General features: G+C 37.8%; 20 protein-coding genes. 16 read left to right on the top strand and 4 right to left on the bottom strand.

The features are described from left to right. Window positions 1–66: 66 nt before the first annotated feature. On the bottom strand, window positions 67–378 hold the full coding sequence (locus ABES03_RS01815; protein WP_430114645.1) for a YtpI family protein: 312 nt from the start codon (window positions 376–378) through the stop codon (window positions 67–69). Window positions 379–464: 86 nt separating this feature from the next. Between ABES03_RS01815 and ABES03_RS01820 the strand changes: the two genes are divergently transcribed. Then, complete coding sequence (locus ABES03_RS01820) at window positions 465–1,409, top strand: DHH family phosphoesterase (RefSeq protein WP_430114646.1); 945 nt, start codon at window positions 465–467, stop codon at window positions 1,407–1,409. 48 nt (window positions 1,410–1,457) lie between these two features. On the opposite strand, the gene ytrI is transcribed toward ABES03_RS01820, so the two are convergent. Then, on the bottom strand, window positions 1,458–1,958 hold the full coding sequence (ytrI, locus tag ABES03_RS01825) for a sporulation membrane protein YtrI (protein ID WP_309860169.1): 501 nt from the start codon (window positions 1,956–1,958) through the stop codon (window positions 1,458–1,460). Next, window positions 1,955–2,293 carry a YtrH family sporulation protein gene (locus ABES03_RS01830; RefSeq protein ID WP_308082916.1) on the bottom strand — a complete coding sequence of 113 codons (339 nt, stop codon included), beginning with the start codon at window positions 2,291–2,293 and terminating at the stop codon, window positions 1,955–1,957. Before ABES03_RS01830 ends, ytrI begins: the two co-directional genes overlap by 4 nt. A gap of 170 nt (window positions 2,294–2,463) precedes the next feature. Between ABES03_RS01830 and dnaE the strand changes: the two genes are divergently transcribed. From dnaE to ABES03_RS01870, 8 genes are all read left to right on the top strand, one after another. Next, on the top strand, window positions 2,464–5,826 hold the full coding sequence (gene dnaE, locus ABES03_RS01835; RefSeq protein ID WP_430114648.1) for a DNA polymerase III subunit alpha: 3,363 nt from the start codon (window positions 2,464–2,466) through the stop codon (window positions 5,824–5,826). Between the two features lie 122 nt (window positions 5,827–5,948). Beyond that, window positions 5,949–7,187 carry an NAD(P)-dependent malic enzyme gene (locus ABES03_RS01840; protein WP_430114650.1) on the top strand — a complete coding sequence of 413 codons (1,239 nt, stop codon included), beginning with the start codon at window positions 5,949–5,951 and terminating at the stop codon, window positions 7,185–7,187. A 56-nt stretch (window positions 7,188–7,243) separates the two neighbouring features. After that, window positions 7,244–7,822 carry a FadR/GntR family transcriptional regulator gene (locus ABES03_RS01845; protein WP_430114691.1) on the top strand — a complete coding sequence of 193 codons (579 nt, stop codon included), beginning with the start codon at window positions 7,244–7,246 and terminating at the stop codon, window positions 7,820–7,822. Window positions 7,823–8,015: 193 nt separating this feature from the next. Beyond that, a complete protein-coding gene (accD, locus tag ABES03_RS01850; RefSeq protein WP_430114652.1) occupies window positions 8,016–8,894 on the top strand; it encodes an acetyl-CoA carboxylase, carboxyltransferase subunit beta in 879 nt (292 codons plus the stop codon). Beyond that, window positions 8,888–9,865, top strand: a complete 978-nt coding sequence (accA, locus tag ABES03_RS01855; protein ID WP_430114654.1) for an acetyl-CoA carboxylase carboxyl transferase subunit alpha — start codon at window positions 8,888–8,890, stop codon at window positions 9,863–9,865. Before accD ends, accA begins: the two co-directional genes overlap by 7 nt. Window positions 9,866–10,158: 293 nt before the next feature. Beyond that, window positions 10,159–11,118, top strand: coding sequence for a 6-phosphofructokinase (gene pfkA, locus ABES03_RS01860; protein ID WP_430114692.1), 960 nt, complete (start codon window positions 10,159–10,161; stop codon window positions 11,116–11,118). A 41-nt stretch (window positions 11,119–11,159) separates the two neighbouring features. Further along, a complete protein-coding gene (gene pyk / locus ABES03_RS01865; protein ID WP_430114656.1) occupies window positions 11,160–12,923 on the top strand; it encodes a pyruvate kinase in 1,764 nt (587 codons plus the stop codon). 103 nt (window positions 12,924–13,026) lie between these two features. Continuing rightward, window positions 13,027–13,413 (top strand): FxsA family protein, encoded by a 387-nt coding sequence (locus tag ABES03_RS01870; protein WP_430114659.1) that lies wholly within the window; start codon window positions 13,027–13,029, stop codon window positions 13,411–13,413. Between the two features lie 218 nt (window positions 13,414–13,631). On the opposite strand, the gene ytvI is transcribed toward ABES03_RS01870, so the two are convergent. Next, complete coding sequence (ytvI, locus tag ABES03_RS01875) at window positions 13,632–14,747, bottom strand: sporulation integral membrane protein YtvI (protein ID WP_430114661.1); 1,116 nt, start codon at window positions 14,745–14,747, stop codon at window positions 13,632–13,634. A 199-nt stretch (window positions 14,748–14,946) separates the two neighbouring features. Between ytvI and ABES03_RS01880 the strand changes: the two genes are divergently transcribed. From ABES03_RS01880 to pnpS, 7 genes are all read left to right on the top strand, one after another. After that, the gene (locus ABES03_RS01880; protein WP_430114663.1) at window positions 14,947–15,408 is read left to right on the top strand and encodes a DUF441 domain-containing protein; all 462 of its coding nucleotides are present in this window, start codon (window positions 14,947–14,949) and stop codon (window positions 15,406–15,408) included. A gap of 350 nt (window positions 15,409–15,758) precedes the next feature. Next, entirely contained in the window at window positions 15,759–16,877 is a 1,119-nt protein-coding gene (citZ, locus tag ABES03_RS01885; protein ID WP_308082925.1) for a citrate synthase, read from the top strand. A 145-nt stretch (window positions 16,878–17,022) separates the two neighbouring features. Then, a complete protein-coding gene (gene icd, locus ABES03_RS01890; RefSeq protein ID WP_430114666.1) occupies window positions 17,023–18,291 on the top strand; it encodes an NADP-dependent isocitrate dehydrogenase in 1,269 nt (422 codons plus the stop codon). Between the two features lie 92 nt (window positions 18,292–18,383). Further along, window positions 18,384–19,322, top strand: coding sequence for a malate dehydrogenase (mdh, locus tag ABES03_RS01895; RefSeq protein WP_430114668.1), 939 nt, complete (start codon window positions 18,384–18,386; stop codon window positions 19,320–19,322). A gap of 79 nt (window positions 19,323–19,401) precedes the next feature. Continuing rightward, window positions 19,402–19,878: a MaoC/PaaZ C-terminal domain-containing protein gene (locus tag ABES03_RS01900; protein ID WP_430114670.1), complete on the top strand. Its 477-nt coding sequence runs from the start codon at window positions 19,402–19,404 to the stop codon at window positions 19,876–19,878. Window positions 19,879–20,131: 253 nt separating this feature from the next. Continuing rightward, entirely contained in the window at window positions 20,132–20,851 is a 720-nt protein-coding gene (locus ABES03_RS01905) for a response regulator (RefSeq protein WP_430114672.1), read from the top strand. After that, a complete protein-coding gene (pnpS, locus tag ABES03_RS01910) occupies window positions 20,848–22,266 on the top strand; it encodes a two-component system histidine kinase PnpS (RefSeq protein ID WP_430114673.1) in 1,419 nt (472 codons plus the stop codon). The genes ABES03_RS01905 and pnpS overlap by 4 nt, the downstream gene beginning before the upstream one ends. Window positions 22,267–22,280 lie beyond the last annotated feature (14 nt).

The raw sequence follows: 22,280 nt of genomic DNA on the forward strand, positions 1-22,280 counted from the left end.
GGCTAGGCGCTGGAGCTGGACAAAAAACGAAGAGGTTGACCCCCTGGAGTCAGCCTCTTCGTTTTTTTATTTTTGCGCTTCGTAAAGCTTAGCTTCCTCTACTGCGAATGGAAGGTAATGTTTATACTTCTTAAAACCTATCCAACTGAAAAATGCACCATAAATGATAAAAATAACGGAAACTATTAGAGTTGATGTAGATTCAGAAATAAATAGTAAAAAATTTAAACCAAAGAAACAAACAAAAAGACCGAGTGCTATATTTGATTTTGCGGAAAGCCATTTCTTTTCTACTTCACGGTTGCTTCTAAAGTATTTTGTCTTATAAAATAAATAGAAAGCGAATAATATGAAAACTAATAAAGCAAATACAAACATGATTGGATCCTCCAGTTTTGAAAATCATTATTATTTTACCTTTTTTTTTATAAAAAAGCCATGATTGGTTCTAAGGAGCAGTGTTTATGATTGAGCAAATTTTAGCAACAATTGAACAATATGAAACCATAATAGTTCATCGACATGTCCGACCCGATCCGGATGCCTATGGTTCACAGGGTGGACTGGCAGCCATTTTACAAGAGTCGTATCCGGATAAAAAGATTTACGCAGTAGGTAAAGAGGAACCAACTCTTCATTTTATGCGCAGGCTGGATGTGATTGACGATGAGATGTACAAAGGAGCCTTGGTCATTGTTTGTGATACAGCAAATGCAGCAAGAATTTGTGATGACCGATACTCATTAGGTGATAAGCTTATTAAAATTGATCATCATCCAAATGAAGATCCATATGGTGATTTATTATGGGTAGACACCAGTGCCAGTTCGTGCAGTGAGATGATTTATGAGTTTTATTTAGCCGGTAAAGAAAAAGGGTTAAAGATGAATGATGAAGCAGCAAGACTGCTATTCGCTGGTATTGTCGGTGATACGGGAAGATTCCTTTTTCCGAGCACTACAGAGAAAACTTTTTCTTACGCAGGTGAACTGATCCATTATCACTTCTCTCGTACTGAAGTATTCGATAAGATGTATGAATTGGATGCACATATCATCAAGTTGAACGGGTATATCCTTCAGAACTTTGAACTTCAGGAAAACGGAGTCGCATCCGTTATGCTTACAAAGAAGTTGTTAAAGGAATATGGAGCAAGACCTGCAGAGGCTTCCTTATTAGTCGGAATTTTAGGGAATGTAAAAGGAATTAAAGCTTGGGTCTTTTTCATTGAGGAAGAGGATCAAATTCGAGTTCGTCTACGTTCAAAGGGGCCGGTCATAAATGGCGTCGCTAGAAAGTTTAAAGGTGGAGGCCATCCACTTGCTTCAGGCGCTTCCATATATTCTTGGGATGAAGTAAATCATGTCTTAAAAGAACTAGATGAGGTATGCCGGAATTATACCAAATAGGATAAATGCTAAAAAGAAGGGCTGACCCAAAAGGGGTCAGCCTCACTCTTATTCAAACTGTATCTCAAGTTGTATGGATAGATTGGTATAAATTACCATTTCCTTTACTTTAAGTTTGTATCGTTTATCATTGATTTTAATCGGTTTATTTTCAATTATTTTTTTCAGGAGATCCTTACTTTTATAGACTGTATCTAAATCCTTGGCAAGCATCATACTAATATCATCTTTGACGGAGTCTTCTGTCTCTGAAACACTAAGTAAATCTAGCTTATATTTTTCCCAGTTTGTAATCTTTATATTTATTTTTTGAACCGTCAGCTGTTCGATATTCCGCTTATTCATTTCCTTATATTCTTCCTGCCAAATTTTTTTTTCTTCGTTTAGGTCAATAATTTTCTGTTGTTGTATCCGTAATAATTCAGTGTTTTCTTCCTGCCATACCCCGTAAATATATAGAAAGATACACCAGCTTATTGCACCGCCTACTGCGGCACCTGCAAAAAAACGCTGCCAGGAGGGTCTTCGATAATAGGGTGGAATCCTCATGATGAAATATGCTCCTGTGTTAACCAATTGATGATTAGGGCACCTGTTTGCGCGCCACCTAATGCGGAGAGAATTAATAAAAATTGTTTGAAAATATCTTTAGTATCTGCATTAAATAAACCTCTTTCAAAGGTATAAACCGTATCGAATGTACCTCCTATTGCTGCTACGATTGCCCAAATTCTGAGTGCTGCAGATAAGCGATAGACGGTTGTCAGTGGAGGTTGTCCCGTTAAAAAAGAAGCAATTCCACCAATAAGTGACCCCCCAAGTACAACTCCTAAAGCAATAAAGTAGCTTTCAATAAATGTAGGAAAAAAACCAATTTCTTTCATCCCTTCAACCGCCTCTTTACATTATAAAGACTTATATATCATTTATATGGACAAGTATGTGCATTTATGTTTTTTGATTACTTTAATATTAACAATGAGAACATATTTTCTTTTTTTGAGATTAAGTTTTATAATAATTAATAGATTAAGTTAAGGAACGGTGTAGCAGTATGTCTTTTATTCACCTTCATGTATATAGTGCCTATAGTTTGTTGACGAGTACAGCGTCTGTCCCAGAGTTAATTAACACTGCACATAAAAAAGGGTTTACTGCGCTTGCTTTAACCGATCGAAATGTGATGTACGGTGCTATTGAGTTTTATAAAATGTGTAAGAAGAAAAATGTAAAACCAATAATGGGATTAACTGTAGATGTGGAAAGTGAAATCACAACGAACGAATCCTATCCTCTCGTTTTACTTGCAGAAAATGAAAAAGGCTTTAAAAATCTCTTGAAAATATCCAGTGCTGTTCAAACAAAATCCAATCACGGGATACCGCAAAAATGGTTAAAACATTATGCGGAAGGGATTATTGCCTTAACACCTGGAACAGAAGGTGAAATTGAACAATTAATTATTAATGGCAACGTTGAAACAGCTAAGAATCTAACTGAAAAATTAGCTGCCATCTTCGGTAATGGGAACTTTTTTCTCTCTATCCAGAATCATCAGATAGAACAGGAAGTTATAGTTAACAAACAATTGAAACAGATGAGTAACGAGTTAAATATTCCTCTTGTTGCAACCAATCAAGTACATTACCTAGAAAAAGAGGATATGTTTGCCCATGAATGCCTGTTAGCTATTAAAAACGGAGATAAGCTTCAAGACGATCATCGTGAAAAATTAGAAGGTGACCAATATTATTTGAAAACGGCAGCGGAAATGGTAAATACCTTTTCTGAAATACCTGAAGCTTTGGAGAATACACTGCGCATTGCCAAACGGTGTAATGTAAACATTGAACTAAACAAGACCTACTTACCTTCATTTCCAACCGAAAACAATATGCCGGCAGATGAATATTTAGAAATGTTATGTAAGCAGGGATTAAGTGAGCGGTTCTCTTCAATTGAAAAGGGCTATTTTGAACGGCTATCCTTTGAACTTGCCGTTATTAAACGGATGAATTTTAGCAATTACTTTTTAATTGTTTGGGATTTTATGAGATATGCACGGGAAAATGGAATTTTAACAGGACCGGGAAGGGGTTCAGCTGCTGGTTCACTTGTGGCTTATGTTTTGTATATTACCGATGTCGATCCAATCGAACATCAGCTTCTTTTTGAACGTTTCTTAAATCCTGAACGCATTTCCATGCCTGATATTGATATCGATTTTCCCGATCATCGTCGTGACGAAGTCATTGAATATGTTGCCAAGAAATATGGAAAGCTGCATGTTGCTCAAATTGTTACCTTTGGAACGCTCGCTGCAAAAGCGGCGCTGCGAGATGTAGGAAGGGTTTTTGGCTTGAATTCTAAAGAATTAGAGCAGCTGTCCAGATTTGTCCCGTCCCGGTTAGGAATAGACTTAAAATCTGCCTTTAAAGAATCTGAACCATTTAGAAGATTTATCAATGAAAGCCCAATGAACCAAAGGCTTTTTCATGTTGCTGTAAAGCTTGAGGGGCTTCCTCGCCACACATCCACACATGCGGCAGGTGTGGTCATTAGCGAGAAACCGCTAATAGATTTAATTCCTATTCAACAAGGATCATCTGAAGTGTATTTAACACAATACTCAATGGAATACCTTGAGGAAATCGGCCTGCTTAAAATGGACTTTTTAGGTTTACGAAATTTATCTTTAATTGAATCAATTTTGTCCTCTATCTATCGCATCACCAAACGGAGAATTAATATAGGTTCCATTCCGCTAAATGATCCCGAGACCTTTCAATTATTAGCTAGGGGTGAGACAACTGGTATTTTTCAGTTAGAATCAGAAGGGATGAGGAAGGTATTAACTCGTCTAAAGCCTTCCAGGTTTGAAGATATTGTTGCGGTTAATGCATTATACCGTCCTGGTCCAATGGAAAATATCCCACTGTTTATTGAACGTAAACATGGCGATAAAACCGTAGAATATCCCCATCCAAATTTGAAGCCGATCCTTGAGAATACTTATGGTGTCATTGTGTACCAAGAACAAATCATGCAGATTGCCTCTACAATGGCAGGATTCTCTCTAGGGGAAGCGGATCTTTTAAGAAGAGCAGTTGGGAAAAAGCAAAAAGAGGTGCTAGACAAAGAGAGAAATCATTTTGTTCAAGGAGCACTTCAAAAGGGATATAATCAGTCACTGGCCAATGAGATATACGATTTGATTGTTCGCTTTGCCAATTATGGTTTTAACAGAAGCCATGCAGTTGCCTACAGTATGATTTCCTACCAGTTAGCCTATTTAAAAGCTAACTATCCTATGTTTTTTATGGCAGGGCTGCTTACCTCTGCTATTGGTAATGAAACAAAAATAGCTCAATATATTATGGAGACAAAACAAAAAGAAATGACCATTCTGCCTCCATCCATTAATTATAGCGTCTTCTCCTTCCAAGTAGAGAACGGGGGAATTCGTTATAGCCTGGCAGCTATCAAAGGCGTAGGAGCTGCCGCTTTAAAGGAAATCTTTCAAGCAAGGAAGCAGAAAAAATTTGATGACCTTTTTGATTTTTGTATACGAGTTTCTTCAAAAGCCATTAATCGAAAAACACTAGAATATCTTGTTCACTCAGGCTGTTTTGATGAGTTTGGTGAGGACCGTGCAGTTCTTCTCGCTAGTTTAGATGTAGCAATTGAACATGCGCAAATTTTTAACCCGGATGATTCAAGTCAATTTGACTTGTTTGAAGATGAGTTCATGCTTAAGCCAAAATATGTTCAAGTCGATCCTATCGATTTGGAGCACAAACTGGCATTTGAGAAAGAGGCACTTGGCTTTTACCTTTCGGATCATCCTATATCGCTTTATGAAAAAGAGCTTAAACGACAGGGAGCCACGGTACTATTTCATTTAAGAAATGATGATAAAAGGGTTTCATCGGGCGTGTATATTTCAACAATGAAGGCAATTCGGACGAAAAAAGGAGATTCGATGGCCTTTTTAACTGTGAGTGATGGCAGCGGAGAAATGGAAGCAGTTGTATTCCCAAATGTATATAAAAAATATCAAGCCTTTTTAGAACAAGGGAATTTCGTATTAATTGAAGGGAAAATTGAAGAACGAGAAGGAAAGTTGCAATTTATAATTCAACAAGTGTTTGAGCTAGAACAATGGCTACAAACAAAGTCACTAAAACAGCCAATATTATATTTGAAAATTTCTGCAGAATTGCAAGATGAGAACATTCTAAATAAAATAAAACAAATTTTGACGGAATACAAAGGGAATGCGTCCGTTATTTTGCATGATGAAGCTACTCGAAAAACCGTTAAATTAGGTGCTGAAAATCAGGTTCACCCAACCCCGGAATTACAGCGAAAATTAAGAATAATCCTTGGGGAAAAAAATGTGGTACTGAGAGATTAATCTTTACAACTATGGCAGATATGTTATAGTGATAATGAGACGAGTGTGGTCTGACCACTATTGTTGGACTTAAATTTAGCGAAGTTATTATTCTATTGTAATCATTTAAGGGGTGACATATCTTGACTTTACGTGAAGAAGCATTGCACATGCATCGAATTAATAAAGGAAAATTAGAGTCGAAATCCAAAGTTCCTGTGCGGAATGCTCATGATTTAAGTTTAGCCTATTCTCCAGGTGTGGCAGAGCCATGTAAAGATATTTATGAGAAACCAGAGATGGTTTACGAATATACCATGAAAGGAAACATGGTTGCTGTTGTTTCCGATGGTACTGCAGTGTTAGGTCTTGGGAATATTGGACCTGAAGCAGCACTGCCTGTAATGGAAGGGAAAGCAGTATTATTTAAAAGCTTTGCTGGTGTAGATGCCTTTCCAATCTGTTTAAATACAACGGATGTGGATAAGATTGTTGAAACGGTTAAGCTGCTTGAACCGACCTTTGGGGGCGTAAATCTTGAAGATATCGCTGCTCCAAATTGTTTTGTTATCGAAGAAAGACTAAAAAAAGAAGCCAATATTCCTATTTTCCATGATGATCAGCATGGTACAGCCATTGTTACTGTGGCTGGCCTCGTTAATGCACTAAAATTAGTTGGCAAAAAAATGACTGAAATTAAAGTAGTCGCAAATGGTGCTGGTGCTGCAGGGATTGCGATTATTAAATTACTATATAGCTATGGTGTAAGAGACATTATCATGTGTGATACAAAGGGAGCCATTTACGAAGGACGCCCACAGGGAATGAATGAAGTAAAAGCAGAAGTAGCAAAGTATACCAACCGGGATAGCTTATCAGGCAGCCTTGCAGATGTTATTAAAGGCGCGGATGTATTTATTGGTGTATCTGTAGCAGGCGCTTTAACCAAGGATATGGTCGCTTCCATGAACCCTGATTCCATTATTTTTGCAATGGCTAATCCAGTACCAGAAATTATGCCGGATGAAGCAAAAGAAGCCGGAGCAAAAGTAGTTGGGACAGGCCGTTCTGATTTTCCAAACCAAGTAAACAATGTACTTGCTTTCCCTGGTATTTTCCGTGGAGCTCTTGATGTTCGTGCTACACATATAAATGAAAAAATGAAAGTGGCTGCTGTTGAAGCGATTGCGAACTTAATCAATGAGGACGAGCTAAATGCAGACTATGTGATTCCAGCACCTTTCGACCCAAGAGTTGCCCCTGATGTAGCAGCTGCGGTAGCGAAAGCGGCAATGGAAACAGGTGTTGCCCGCCTAAAGGTTGACCCAGAAGATGTAAAAGAAAAAACACAGAGGCTCGCTATTATCGGTAAAAGTGAGTGATCAAGTAAGTGACCAATACAAAAGTATATATAGAGATTGTAAAGCAGCTTCGAGAAATGATTACAATAGATGGTTTAAAGACCGGAGATAAAATACCTTCTGAACGTGAATTGTCTGAGCGCCTGAATTTCGGGCGCTCTTCCGTTCGAGAAGCCCTTCGAGCATTAGAATTACTTGGATTAATTGAAACACGTAGAGGTGAAGGGACTTTTATTCGGGATTTTCGCGGACATCAGCTAGTACAGCTCCTCAGCACATTCATTCTGCAGGATGAAAAAGCAATACGAGATGTTTATGAGACAAAAAATTATATTGAGATGGACTGTCTCCGATTAGCAATTCAGCGAATGGACATTCAAACGATTGATCATATGAAAGAATGGGTAGAAAAATCAGATCGTATACAGGATGATGAGTTTTTTTATCGAATCATAGAAATGGCTGATAACCATCTATTTTTAAGATTGTGGGGAATATTAAAGGAATATTATTATTCTTTAGATTTTCCACATAGGAACTATAAGAAAGAAAATTATTTATTAATACTTGAAGCATTAGCTACAAAAGAAGAAGCAAAAGCGGTTGCTGCTTATTATCAGCTTCGAAATTTGTCATGTTTTAACGACAAAAACTAACAGATTTTGAATTCATTTTATTTTATAGTGAAAGTGATACAAGCCCTCTGATCAAGGGTATTTTTTACTGAATGGTGGTCTGACCACTTTTGACAGATAGGTATGAAGTTGATGTAGGATAGAAAGACTTCTAGATAGCATTAGATGGAGAATCTTGCTAAATAGCAGGAGCGTTCACAAGGGAGGTTTCATTTTGGCGCTTAAAGATCTTTTTTCAAAAAATCACACAAAGAAGAAGAAATATGCAACAATTCCAACGGAAACAGCTAAAAATGACGTACCTGAAGGGATTATGACAAAGTGTACTTCATGTAAAAAAATCATGTACACAAAGGAACTAGTAAAAAACTTTAAGGTTTGTTTACATTGTGGTTTTCATTTTCAAATGAATTCATATGAGCGGATTAACAGCTTTTTAGATGAGGGAAGTTTTGAAGAAATTAATGAGGACATGATTTCTGAGAACCCACTTGGTTTCCCAGATTATCTGGAGAAGCTAGAAAAAGACAGACAAAAAAGTAAGTTAAACGAGGCTGTTGTAACAGGTGTAGGAGCCGTAAATGGCAAAAAAATAGTTTTGGCGATAATGGATGCCTCTTTCCGCATGGGAAGTATGGGTTCTGTCGTGGGTGAAAAAATTACCCGTGCAATTGAGAAAGCAGATGAACTCTCCCTGCCTTTTATTATTTTTACCGCGTCTGGTGGTGCCAGAATGCAGGAGGGTGCATTGAGTTTAATGCAGATGGCAAAAACAAGTGTCGCGTTAAAGAGGTTTAGTGAAAATGGTGGTCTCATTATTTCGATAATGACACATCCAACAACTGGCGGGGTATCAGCAAGTTTTGCATCATTAGGTGATTTTAATTTTGCTGAGCCAGGAGCCCTCATTGCCTTTGCCGGACGACGCGTTATTGAACAATCTATTCGAGAAGAATTACCTGAAGATTTTCAAACGGCGGAGTTCCTATTAAAGCACGGACAGCTGGATGCAATTATTTCACGTGAGGTCCTAGTAGAGAAAATCACAAACATATTAGAAATTCATCAACCTGGAGGTGAGCTCGAATGGTAGGCGAATTAGAATTTGAACGCCCAATAGTGGAGTTAAGAAGAAAAATTACCGAACTAAAAGAGTTCACTAAAACAGCAGATGTCGATTTAAGTTCTGAAATAATTAAGCTAGAAGCTCGACTTGAAAAGTTGGAGCAGGATATATATGAGAATATTAAACCATGGGATCGTGTACAAATCGCCCGTCATCCAAATAGACCCACAACTCTTGATTATATTTCTTATCTGTTTGAGGATTTCTTTGAGTTACATGGCGATCGGACCTTTGCGGATGATGAAGCCATCGTAGGAGGAGTCGCCAAGTTTAAGGGATTACCAGTCACAGTTATTGGCCATCAACGTGGGAAAGACACGAAAGAAAATATCCGCAGAAACTTTGGAATGCCCCATCCTGAAGGATATCGAAAAGCACTTCGTCTCATGAAGCAGGCTGATAAATTTAACCGTCCGATTATCTGTTTTATTGATACAAAGGGAGCATATCCAGGTAAGGCTGCAGAAGAACGAGGCCAGAGTGAAGCCATTGCACGAAATTTATTTGAAATGGCGGGGCTTCGCGTTCCTGTCATTTGTATTGTTATTGGTGAAGGCGGAAGTGGCGGTGCTCTTGCACTTGGGGTGGGTAACCGAATCTACATGCTGGAAAACTCTACCTACTCAGTTATTTCACCAGAAGGAGCGGCAGCTATACTATGGAAGGATGCATCCTTAGCTAAAAATGCTGCAGAAACAATGAAAATCACAGCTCCCGATTTGAAAGAACTGGGAGTAATCGATGAAATTATCACTGAAATTAAAGGCGGGGCACATAAGGATGTTAAACAGCAATCAGAAGAAATTGAAAAATGTCTAATGTCTTCGCTTAAACAACTTCTTAAACTATCAGAGGATGAATTAATTGCAGATCGATATAATCGTTTTAGGACAATTGGTGAATACACAATAGTTAATGATTACATTGGTGCTAAATAAAAAATCGTGCTCCTTGGGGCACGATTTTTTCACGTTCACATAATGTTCAAGGAAATTTCTATGAAAAGTTAATGATGACGCTTTCAATTGCGAATAAAACGCTTCCAGTTCACTAATTATTCCGTCTATTATATTTACTAATATGAATCGGTTGTTAAGGTGATTTCTTCGTGTTATTTTATAAATATTCGTAGGTTTTATGTAAATAATAAAATAAGTACATCCTGAGATAATCTAGTGTTATTAACATTTGTATTCAGAGGGTTTCTTAATCAATGATTGAGGTGATAGGTTTGAAAAGAATTGGGGTACTAACGAGCGGTGGAGATTCACCAGGGATGAATCCGGCCATTCGTGCCGTTGTCCGGAAAGCAATTTATCATAATGTAGAGGTTTACGGTATTTATGGCGGTTATGCAGGATTAATTTCTGGTAATATAAAGAAGCTTGAGCTAGGTTCTGTTGGTGATATCATTCACCGTGGCGGTACCATGCTACATTCAGCTCGCTGTTTAGAATTTAAAACAAAAGAAGGACAGCAGCAAGGAATAGACCAAATGAAAGCTCTTGGAATTGAAGGGCTTGTAGTTATCGGTGGGGATGGTTCCTATCGTGGAGCAAAAGCATTAACAGAACAAGGTTTTCCTTGTGTTGGTGTACCTGGCACGATTGATAACGATATTCCAGGTACTGAGCTTACAATAGGCTTTGATACTGCGTTAAATACAGTAATTGATGCAGTAGACAAAATACGTGATACTGCTACCTCACATGAAAGAACGTTTGTAATCGAAGTAATGGGTCGCGATGCGGGTGATATTGCTTTATGGGCGGGTCTAGCTGGTGGAGCAGAAACCATCTTAATTCCTGAAGAAAACTATGATATGAATGAAATTGCCGAAAGACTTCGCAAAGGGCAAGAGCGTGGTAAAAAGCATAGTATTATTATTGTGGCTGAAGGAGTTTGTAGTGGAGTTGAATTCGCGAAACAGCTGTCAGAAGCAACTAACTTTGATACAAGGGTATCCGTATTAGGTCACATCCAGCGGGGTGGTTCACCAACTGCAGCTGACCGAGTACTTGCTAGCCGATTAGGTGCAAGGGCAGTAGAACTTTTAATCGAAGGAAAAGGCGGCCGTGCAGTAGGTATTGAAAAGAATCAGCTTGTTGATTATGACATCATTGAAGCTTTAGGTAGAAAACATACATTGGATCTTGAGCTCTTCAAGTTGTCCAAGGAATTATCAATTTAAAGAATAGCGTTTGTCTTTTCTAAAATGGGAGGAAATAAAGCATGCTACGAAAAACAAAAATCGTTTGTACGATTGGTCCTGCTAGTGAAAGTGTTGAAAAGTTAACTCAATTAATCAATTCGGGTATGAACGTTGCTCGATTGAACTTTTCTCACGGCGATTTCGAAGAACATGGTGCTCGAATCAGAAATATTCGTGAAGCAGCAAAAGAAACTGGTAAAACAGTAGCGATTCTACTTGATACAAAAGGTCCAGAGATCCGTACAAACAACATGGTAAACGGTGCAATTGAGCTTAAGGCTGGAGATAATGTGATTGTCTCTATGACAGAAGTCGAAGGAACAGCTGAGAAATTCTCTGTTACATATCAAGGTTTAATTGAAGATGTACATGTTGGTTCAAAGATTCTATTAGATGACGGCTTAATCGGTCTTGAAGTAATAGAAGTGAATAAAGCCGCAAATGAAATCCATACAAAGATTTTAAACAGCGGAACATTAAAAAATAAAAAAGGTGTAAACGTTCCTGGTGTGTCAGTTAATCTTCCAGGAATCACTGAAAAGGATACAAAAGACATCCTGTTCGGTATTGAACAAGGAATTGATTTCATCGCTGCTTCCTTCGTTCGCCGTGCAAAAGATGTCTTAGAAATCCGTCAACTTTTAGAGGAAAACAATGCAACACATATCCATATTATCCCTAAAATTGAAAACCAAGAAGGTGTTGACAACATCGATGAAATCCTTGAGATTTCTGATGGCTTGATGGTTGCACGTGGTGACCTTGGTGTGGAAATTCCTGCTGAAGAGGTTCCTCTTGTTCAAAAAATGTTAATTAAGAAATGTAATGCCCTTGGTAAACCAGTTATTACTGCAACACAAATGCTTGATTCCATGCAACGTAATCCAAGACCTACGCGTGCAGAAGCTAGTGACGTAGCCAATGCTATTTTTGATGGCACGGATGCCATTATGCTTTCAGGTGAAACAGCTGCTGGAATATATCCAGTTGAAGCGGTCCAAACCATGCACAATATTGCTTCTCGAGCAGAACAGGCATTAGATCATAAAGAAATCTTATCTAGCCGCAGCAAAGACACTGGACATAATCTAACAGATGCAATCGGTCAGTCTGTTGCCCATACAGCATTAAATTTAGAAGTTAATGCCATCATTACACCAACTGAAAGCGGACATACTGCTAGAATGATTTCTAAGTATCGTCCGAAGGCACCGATCGTTGCTGTTGCAGCAAATGACAAGGTTTCTCGACAATTGTCACTTGTTTGGGGTGTCTATTCACGTATCACATCAATGTGCTCAACTACTGACGAAATGCTTGAGCTTTCCGTTCAAGAAAGCTTAAACAGTGGTATTGTAAAACACGGTGATTTAGTAGTTATTACTGCAGGGGTTCCTGTTGGTGAAGCTGGTACAACGAATTTGATGAAGATTCATGTTGTCGGCGATATTATTGCTAAGGCACAAGGAATTGGCCGTAAATCCGCATTTGGGAAAGTAGTTGTTGCCCATGATGCAAAAGAAGCTTTAGAAAATGTGAAGCAAGGTTCTATTCTTGTTACATTAGGAACGGATCGTGATATGGTTCCTGCACTAGAAAAATGTGCTGCTCTTATCACACAAGAAGGCGGATTAACTAGCCATGCGGCTGTAGTGGGTCTAAACCTTGGAATTCCTGTCATTGTTGGAGTCGACAATGCATTAGAATTATTTAAAGAAGGTCAAGAGATCACTGTTGATTCATCGAGGGGTGTTATTTACAACGGCCACGCTAGTGTCCTATAGGTAAAAAAGAAAAGAAGGGGAAACCCTTCTTTTTCTACATAATAAAACTAATTCGTTACCAATCGTAATATAATAGAACAAGCCGATTGGAAGGGGACAAAACATGAGGTATTTATTTTTGTTGATTCTTGTGATTCCTGCGATTGATATTGGAGTTCTTCTCTTGTCTGGGAAAACAATAGGGGTTTGGCCCACTATAACGATCATTATTTTAACAGGTGTCCTTGGTGCCTATTTGGCAAAACGAGAGGGGCTTCAGACCATTCGTAGGGCTAGAGAGCAGCTTAGCTATGGGGAGATTCCTAGTGAAGCGGTTTTGGATGGAATATGTATAATCATTGGGGGAACACTGTTGATTACACCTGGCTTCGTCACTGATTTAACAGGATTTCTTCTGCTTTTTCCACTAACCAGAAGGCCATTTAAATATTTAATAAAAAACCTGTGGCGGAATAGAATTGATAAAGGTAATATAAAAATCATTAAATAGAAAAACGTCAGCTGCTACACAGGCTGACGTTTTTCTATTGTTTAGGTATTTATAAAAAAGGAACGAGAGTGGATAACTGAACTAGTTGTCTGAATCTAGCTCCAGCGCCTAGCCCCTCGGGTCAAATAACCTTCGGCAAGAAAAGTCAAAAGGCGGACTTTTCCAGCCGAAGAACATTTGCCTGTCGGGGCTGGACGAGGCGCTTCCGCCTATTGTTCTTACGCTTCTTTTCCTTTAATGAACGTCCATACATCATGAAACACATTGGCTCTGTAGAGTGTGCTGATAATAACCAGAGTAACAGGACCGACAATTAAGCCTAAAAAGCCAATGGTTTTAAATCCTACAAATAAGGCAATTAGTGTGGCTAATGGATCTAGACCGATACTAGAAGAGAGGATTTTCGGTTCCATAATCTGCCTTTGAACAAGGACAATGATATAAAGTACACCTAAACCAATAGCTAGGCCCATATTCCCTGAAATAGCCGAGTATATAATCCAAGGTACGAAAACTGCGCCAGTTCCAAGGTATGGGATGATATCGACAATCCCCGTTAGTAGAGCTATGGTTATGGCATAATCAACCCTCAGGATAAGCAGGCCAATTAGAATGATAACGGTAGTAATAGAAATCAGTGTTAATTGTGCTTTAATAAAACCAAATAAAGCCTTTTTTAAGTCAATGAAGACCTTCTGCCCGCTTGTTTTTGCTTTTTCAGGTAAAATCCTTCCACCAAGTAAGGATAGTCGATGCCAATCTTTACTGATAAAGAATGTAGCTAATAATGAGAAAATAAGGACTGTGGCTGCGTTTGGAAACCATGATAAGATATTTGGAATATTTCCGAACAAACCTTGGATAAACGATCCAACGGTTGTTCCGATTTTTTGACCAACATTTTGAATGTTACCAATGATTGTATCCTGTTGACCAGCATCAAGCTTATTGAATACACTAGTTAACTGATTATAAAGAGGGATAATCTGGCCAGTAAAATAATTCTCGATATATTCAATTAATGTATCAAGGTGTTCAGGAACGACTTTAGCTAAATAAGCTGCTCCAGAGACGATTTCTGCAACTAAAAGTGTTATTAACCCTGCAAAAAAAGCAAAGATAATAATGAGTGCAATTAAAACTGCAAGCGCTCGAGGCATTTTTGCTTTGTGTTCGAAAAAATTGACGAGCGGGTTAATCAAAAAGGCGATCGCAAGAGCAATTAAAAAAGGATACGTTACTTTTGATAAATAAAAAAAAGAATACAGGGCCAAAACAACGGCTCCAATGACAAGAAGAAATCTAATTGTCCGATTTATGTACTTGGAATTCAAAAACAACCCTCCTTAAAATCTAATTTATAGTATTAGTTTAACATTTTATGAATAAAACTGCATAAATTTCCAAAAACATAGACTGTGCATTACATTACTACGTAATTAAATAGGAAAGGTTTCAGATAAGAATATATACCACATTTTTACTCCATTGAGTTATTATGGTACGATAATTTGGATAAAGGATGGTGAACAAATGGTTAGTGAGTCATTGTTTTTTCTTTTATTGCTTCTAATCATTGGATTTATTGCTAAGAATAGCTCGTTAATGGTGGCTGTTGGTATATTACTTATATTAAAAGCAGGCGGGATGGAAGCGAAGTCCTTTTCCTTCATACAGTCTAAAGGAATCAACTGGGGAGTGACTATTATAACGGTTGCTGTTTTAGTACCCATTGCAAGTGGGGACATAGGTTTTAAGGATTTAACAGGTGCATTTAAGTCATCTTATGCCTGGATTGCACTCATTTCTGGAATGGCTGTGGCATTACTCGCAAAAGGGGGAGTAAAATTACTGGCGGATGACCCTCAAATTACAAGCGCACTTGTATTAGGAACCATTCTATCTGTATCTCTTTTCAAAGGGGTAGCGGTAGGTCCTTTAATTGGTGCAGGTATTGCCTATGCAGCCATGAAAATTTTTAGTTTTTTTAGCTAGTTTTTTTTTGGAATAATATTTTTTTCGATTTTTCGACGCCTTTTCATTCACAAAAATCTGATAATTGTTTATAATAGGCTTGTAAGCGTATCCTTTTCTACATAAACCATATATATATGCTGAATTACTTGTAAAATAGTTTTTTTAATGTGATTGAAAGGGCATACATCTATTTGTGACTATCCCGAGCAATCGCTCAGTCAGTTTTTACGAATGAGTCAATTGGTAGAGTATTATACTCTGATAATACCATTTGCCATGTATTACATCCGTGTTAATCACTAAAGGGGTTTTATTTCTCTGTGTTTGTTTTCCAATGGGGATATTAAGAATGTGAGGAGAGATTTATTATGACAGTAACACGCGGTCTTGAAGGGGTAGTGGCAACAACTTCTTCCATCAGCTCTATTATTGATGACACGCTAACATATGTTGGCTATGACATCGATGATTTAGCAAAAAACGCAAGCTTTGAGGAAGTCATTTATTTATTATGGCACCGCCAGCTGCCAAATGCTGAACAATTAGCTGAATTAAAACAGCAGCTTGCAGAAAATGCTGCGCTTCCACAGGAAGTGATTGAGCATTTTAAAATGTACCCTATTGATAAAGTACATCCAATGGCAGCACTTCGTTCGGCTGTTTCCTTGCTGGGTTTATATGATGAAGAAGCAGATTTAATGGATTCTGAAGCCAATTATCGTAAAGCAGTACGACTGCAGGCAAAAATGCCAGCAATTGTTACTACATTTGCCCGAGTACGAAAAGGTCTTGATCCAATTGCTCCAAGACAGGATCTAAGCTTTGCAGCAAACTTCCTTTACATGTTATCTGGGAATGTACCTGAGCCAATCGCTGTTGAAGCAATTGATAAAGCGCTTGTCTTACATGCGGATCATGAGTTGAATGCTTCTACATTTACAGCACGTGTTTGTGTAGCTACACTTTCTGATGTTTACTCTGGAGTAACGGCTGCAATCGGTGCACTTAAAGGTCCTCTACACGGGGGAGCTAATGAAGCAGTAATGAAGATGCTTACGGAAATTGGTACAATCGAAAATGTTGAGCCATATGTTCGCGGTAAGCTTGAAAAGAAAGAAAAAATTATGGGCTTTGGTCACAGAGTATATCGTCAAGGTGATCCACGTGCGAAACACTTAAAAGAAATGTCTAAGAAATTAACAGAACTTACTGGTGAGCCGCACTGGTATGATATGTCTGTTAAAATTGAAGGAATCGTAACTGGTGAGAAAAAGCTTCCACCAAACGTTGATTTCTATTCTGCTTCTGTTTATCACAGCTTAGGAATTGACCACGATTTAATGACGCCAATCTTCGCAGTAAGCCGTGTTTCTGGCTGGTTAGCTCATATTTTAGAACAATATGAAAACAATCGTTTAATCCGTCCAAGAGCAGAGTATACTGGTCCTGGAATGCAAAAATATGTACCGATCGAACAAAGAGTTTAATATTTTACTTTTTTTCAAAAAATTGATTCAATATGATAGAATGAATCAAAGGGTAGAGGTAAACTCTCTACCCTTTGATTCAGCATTCTTCGATGTGAACGAACAAAGTTCAAAGTTTTTTACATAACTAGGAGGGAGAACAACTATGCAAGGCGAAAAAATTACGGTTACAAATGGAGTATTAAATGTACCAAACAACCCAATTATCCCATTTATTGAAGGGGACGGTATTGGACCAGATATTTGGGCTGCTTCAGAGCGTGTATTAAATGCAGCAGTTGAAAAGGCTTATAAAGGCGAGCGTAAATTAGTATGGAAGGAAGTTCTTGCTGGTGAAAAAGCGTTCAACCAAACAGGCGAATGGCTTCCATCAGAAACACTTGATGAAATCAATGAATACTTGATTGCAATCAAAGGTCCACTAACCACTCCTGTTGGCGGTGGAATCCGTTCCTTGAACGTTGCTTTACGCCAAGAGTTAGACCTATTTGTTTGCTTACGTCCGGTAAGATGGTTTGAAGGTGTTCCTTCACCAGTTAAGCGTCCACAAGATACAGATATGGTAATCTTCCGTGAAAACACTGAAGATATTTATGCTGGAATCGAATATGAAAAAGGTTCTGAAGCAGTTAAAAAAGTAATCGACTTCCTTCAAAATGAAATGGGAGTAAATAAAATCAGATTCCCTGAAACTTCAGGTATTGGTATTAAACCTGTTTCTGAAGAAGGGACAACTCGTCTAGTACGTGCAGCTATTAATTATGCAATCAAAGAGGGTCGCAAATCCGTTACACTCGTGCATAAAGGAAATATCATGAAATTTACTGAAGGTGCGTTTAAAAACTGGGGTTATGAGCTTGCAGAAAAAGAATTTGGTGATAAAGTCTTTACATGGGCTCAATATGACCGCATTAAGGCTGAGCAAGGTGCAGATGCTGCAAACAAGGCACAATCAGATGCAGAAGCTGCAGGAAAGATCATTGTAAAAGATGCTATTGCTGATATCTTCTTACAACAAATTCTTACTCGCCCACGTGAGTTTGATGTTGTTGCTACAATGAACTTAAACGGTGACTTCATTTCTGATGCACTTGCAGCACAAGTTGGTGGAATTGGTATTGCACCAGGAGCAAACATCAACTATGAAACAGGACATGCTATCTTTGAAGCAACACATGGTACTGCTCCTAAATACGCTGGTCTTGATAAAGTAAATCCTTCATCAGTTATTTTATCAGGTGTATTAATGCTTGAGCACTTGGGTTGGAATGAAGCAGCTGATATGGTAATTAAATCTGTTGAAAAAACCATTGCATCTAAAGTGGTAACTTATGATTTCGCGCGTTTAATGGAAGGTGCAACTGAAGTTAAAACATCTGAATTCGGTGATGAACTAATTAAAAATATGGAATAAGCTAACTGGAATAGGCATAAACAAGAATAGTTGCAGGGGCTGTCTTTAACGGCCCTGCAAACTAAATATCCTACATATAAGGGGAGAGTTACATGTCATTAAACCGTAAAAAGGTTTCAGTAATCGGCGGCGGATTCACTGGCGCGACTACAGCATTTTTGCTTGCACAAAAGGAACTTGGTGATGTAGTTTTAGTTGATATTCCTCAAATGGAAAACCCAACTAAAGGGAAAGCATTAGATATGCTTGAAGCAAGCCCTGTTCAAGGGTTCGACTCAAACATTACTGGTACATCTAATTACGAAGACACACGCGATTCTGATATTGTAGTTATTACTGCGGGTATTGCACGTAAACCAGGCATGAGCCGTGATGATTTAGTGCAAACAAACCAAAGAGTAATGAAAAGTGTAACGCAGGAGATTGTGAAATATTCTCCAAACTGTACTATTCTTGTCTTAACTAACCCAGTGGATGCCATGACATACACTGTATTCAAAGAATCTGGTTTTCCTAAAAACCGTGTAATCGGTCAATCAGGAGTCCTTGATACTGCTCGTTTCCGTACGTTTGTTGCTCAAGAGTTAAATCTTTCTGTAAAAGATGTTACTGGATTTGTTTTAGGCGGCCACGGAGACGACATGGTTCCACTAGTTCGTTATTCTTATGCTGGTGGTATTCCATTAGAAACATTGATTCCTAAAGATCGTTTAGAAGCCATTGTTGAGCGCACTAGAAAAGGCGGCGGCGAAATTGTTAACCTTCTTGGTAACGGAAGTGCCTACTATGCTCCTGCAGCCTCACTAGTTGAAATGTGTGAAGCAATTCTTAAGGATCAACGTCGTGTATTACCTTCTATTGCTTATCTTGAAGGCGAGTTTGGCTACGAAGGCATTTACCTAGGCGTTCCAACAATCCTTGGGGCAAATGGTATTGAAAAGGTTATCGAGCTTGACCTTACTGCTGAAGAAAAAGCAGCATTAGATAAGTCCGCTGAATCAGTTCGTAATGTAATGAATGTTTTAGTATAATGGAAAAAAGAAATTCGGGGTGTATGCCCCGAATTTTCTCTATATTTATGTGAAATCGCTTACAACGGAGGTGCAATGGATGCTATTAGGGAAGAAGAGAAAGTTAGGCCGAAAGATTGAAGAAATAACAGTTGGTGAGAAACTATCATTAACAGAAAAAATTGAAGACAAGGATATCCTTCTATATTTAGGATTAACAGATGACGCAAACCCATTATACATACAGCATGATTATGCAACACAAACACCATTTGAAAAACCGATTGTACCTAGCATCATGTTAACAGGCATTATCACTTCGGCTATTTCAAAATACTTACCTGGCCCAGGAAGTCATATTTTAAGTCAAGAAATTGACTTTCCGAAGCCTGTCTATCATTATGGAACAGTCGAGTGCCTATTTGAAGTAATTGATGTACAGAGGAAAGAACATACCATCTTAATCAGTGTAGTGGGAACCAATGAAAAAAATGAAACTGTAATTCAGGGAAAAGTCAAAGTCTGCCCTCCACATCGGTTAGAAGATTTTCACGGAAAAGCCTTAGAGAATTTTTAATAGAACTGAACGAAGGAATGTGATTTTACATTCCTTTTTGCTTTTTTATGGCTTTATTAAAGAACATGTTATTTTTATCCACTGTTGATTGGAGCGGAAATCAACAGACAAGTTTAATAAAGCCTTTTTTATAAAAAATACATATATACTTTGTTAATTTTTTGTAAAGATAATAAATGAAGAAGATGTATCTCTAGGAAATACATGTTCTTTATTATTATAATGAAGGTATCTTGAAATAGCGGGGGATATTATGAAAAACAAAGTACTTGTTGTAGATGATGAACAATCGATTGTGACATTACTCCAATATAATTTAGAACAGGCGGGCTTTGAGGTTTTAACAGCTATGGATGGGCAAGAGGGGAAGGAATTAGCCGAAACCGAATCTCCTGATATTCTTGTTTTAGATTTAATGCTGCCAAAATTAGATGGAATGGAAGTATGCAAACAGCTACGTCAAAAGAATATCATGATTCCTATTTTAATGTTAACAGCGAAAGATGATGAATTAGATAAAATTATTGGTTTAGAGCTCGGTGCAGATGACTATATGGTCAAACCATTTAGCCCAAGAGAAGTGATTGCACGTGTGAAAGCTATTTTAAGAAGAACACAGTTTCAAACTGAGGCTCATGAAGAAGTAGAAAAGAATAAAGATGATCTAATTGAAATTGGTAAGTTGAAAATCTATCCAGAAAAATATGAAGCTTATTTTCAGGAGGAACTCCTTGAATTAACATTAAAAGAGTTTGAATTACTTCTCTATTTGGCACAGAATAAAGGTCGGGTATTAACAAGGGATCAGTTATTAAGTGCTGTTTGGAATTATGAATTTGCTGGCGATACTAGAATAGTTGATGTTCATATCTCTCACCTAAGGGAAAAAATTGAAGAGGAAACGAAGAGGCCTGTTTATATAAAGACACTTCGTGGTCTTGGTTATAAGTTGGAGGGACCAAAAGAAGAATGATAAAATTTCGTACAAGACTGTTGATTTCACTGGTTTCCACTATTATTACAGTGTTGATTGCGATTGGAATATGGTTGACCCATTTATTTAGAAATGACGTTTTTGAATTACTAAAGGGTCAATTTAAAATTGAAATATTACTCATACTCTTCCTTATTCTAGTTATAGTCTTAATTGTCATCAGTTTCTTCTGCATTAGAACTACCTCTAGGTATTCAAAGCAAATTGGAGAAGCAACTGATGTTGCCATACAACTGGCAAACGGTAATTACCGTGCTAGAACATCTGTAGGTAAGCTTGATGGAACAGGAATGTTGGGATCTTCTATTAACATGCTGGCAGAAAACCTTCAAGAATTAGCCAAATCACAAGAAATGCAGCAGGACCGCTTAGGTGCGTTAATAGAAAATATGGGTTCAGGTTTAGTATTAATTGATAGTCGCGGATATATCAGTCTCATAAACAAAGGCTTTGTGGAAATCTTTCACATGGATCCTACAAATTATTTAAATAAACTTTATTATGAAGTGATTGATTCTGAAGAAATATGTCAATTGGTTGCAGAAGTGTTTCGAACTGAGCAAAAGGTAAGTAAGCAATTATCTATTCCCTTATTAATAGAAAGAAAATTTTTTATGGTTTATGGTGTACCTATTATTGGGAAAAACAATGTTTGGAAAGGGGTATTACTTGTTTTTCACGATATTACGGAAATAAAAAAGCTGGAACAAATTCGCAAGGATTTCGTGGCAAACGTATCCCATGAATTAAAAACGCCTGTTACGTCTATTAAGGGATTTACTGAAACCCTTTTAGATGGTGCTATGAATAATAAAGAAACGTTAGAATCTTTTTTATCCATTATTCTAAAAGAAAGTGATCGTCTCCAGTCACTCATTCAAGATCTATTGGAGCTTTCGAAAATTGAGCAGCAAGGATTTCAATTAATGTTAACAGAAGTAGACTTAAAGTTGTTGCTTGAAGAAGTAATCACCCTTTTAAGTGGAAAGGCAGAAGCTAAAAACATACGCCTTGAATTTTATAATAAGCAGGAAAAGGTGCAAATCATTGCTGATGTTGACCGTTTAAAACAAGTGTTTATCAATTTAATCAGTAATGCTATTTCCTACACACCTTCCGGAGGCGATGTGAAAATTATCCTCCTAGAACACAATGAAAAAGTCAGAATCCATGTGAAGGATTCTGGGGTAGGCATAAAAAAAGAAGAGATTCCAAGAATATTTGAACGTTTTTACAGGGTAGATCGTGCAAGAAGCCGAAACTCAGGTGGAACAGGTCTTGGGTTAGCGATTGTAAAACATTTAGTTGAGGCTCATCATGGGCAGATCAGTGTTAGAAGTATTTTAGGGGAAGGCAGTGAATTTATCCTAGAACTTCATAAATATTTGAAATGATATTGGATGGTGAA

It is taken from the genome of Neobacillus rhizosphaerae (genome assembly GCF_050477885.1).
Taxonomy (GTDB): Bacteria; Bacillota; Bacilli; order Bacillales; family Cytobacillaceae; genus Neobacillus; species Neobacillus rhizosphaerae_A.

Coding starts and splice junctions, on each gene's coding strand:
- ABES03_RS01815 (WP_430114645.1), bottom strand. CDS start 378: ATGTTTGTATTTGCTTTATTAGTTTTCATATTATTCGCTTTCTATTTA.
- ABES03_RS01820 (WP_430114646.1), top strand. CDS start 465: ATGATTGAGCAAATTTTAGCAACAATTGAACAATATGAAACCATAATA.
- ytrI (WP_309860169.1), bottom strand. CDS start 1,958: ATGAGGATTCCACCCTATTATCGAAGACCCTCCTGGCAGCGTTTTTTT.
- ABES03_RS01830 (WP_308082916.1), bottom strand. CDS start 2,293: ATGAAAGAAATTGGTTTTTTTCCTACATTTATTGAAAGCTACTTTATT.
- dnaE (WP_430114648.1), top strand. CDS start 2,464: ATGTCTTTTATTCACCTTCATGTATATAGTGCCTATAGTTTGTTGACG.
- ABES03_RS01845 (WP_430114691.1), top strand. CDS start 7,244: ATGATTACAATAGATGGTTTAAAGACCGGAGATAAAATACCTTCTGAA.
- accA (WP_430114654.1), top strand. CDS start 8,888: ATGGTAGGCGAATTAGAATTTGAACGCCCAATAGTGGAGTTAAGAAGA.
- pyk (WP_430114656.1), top strand. CDS start 11,160: ATGCTACGAAAAACAAAAATCGTTTGTACGATTGGTCCTGCTAGTGAA.
- ABES03_RS01870 (WP_430114659.1), top strand. CDS start 13,027: ATGAGGTATTTATTTTTGTTGATTCTTGTGATTCCTGCGATTGATATT.
- ABES03_RS01880 (WP_430114663.1), top strand. CDS start 14,947: ATGGTTAGTGAGTCATTGTTTTTTCTTTTATTGCTTCTAATCATTGGA.
- citZ (WP_308082925.1), top strand. CDS start 15,759: ATGACAGTAACACGCGGTCTTGAAGGGGTAGTGGCAACAACTTCTTCC.
- icd (WP_430114666.1), top strand. CDS start 17,023: ATGCAAGGCGAAAAAATTACGGTTACAAATGGAGTATTAAATGTACCA.
- mdh (WP_430114668.1), top strand. CDS start 18,384: ATGTCATTAAACCGTAAAAAGGTTTCAGTAATCGGCGGCGGATTCACT.
- ABES03_RS01900 (WP_430114670.1), top strand. CDS start 19,402: ATGCTATTAGGGAAGAAGAGAAAGTTAGGCCGAAAGATTGAAGAAATA.
- ABES03_RS01905 (WP_430114672.1), top strand. CDS start 20,132: ATGAAAAACAAAGTACTTGTTGTAGATGATGAACAATCGATTGTGACA.
- pnpS (WP_430114673.1), top strand. CDS start 20,848: ATGATAAAATTTCGTACAAGACTGTTGATTTCACTGGTTTCCACTATT.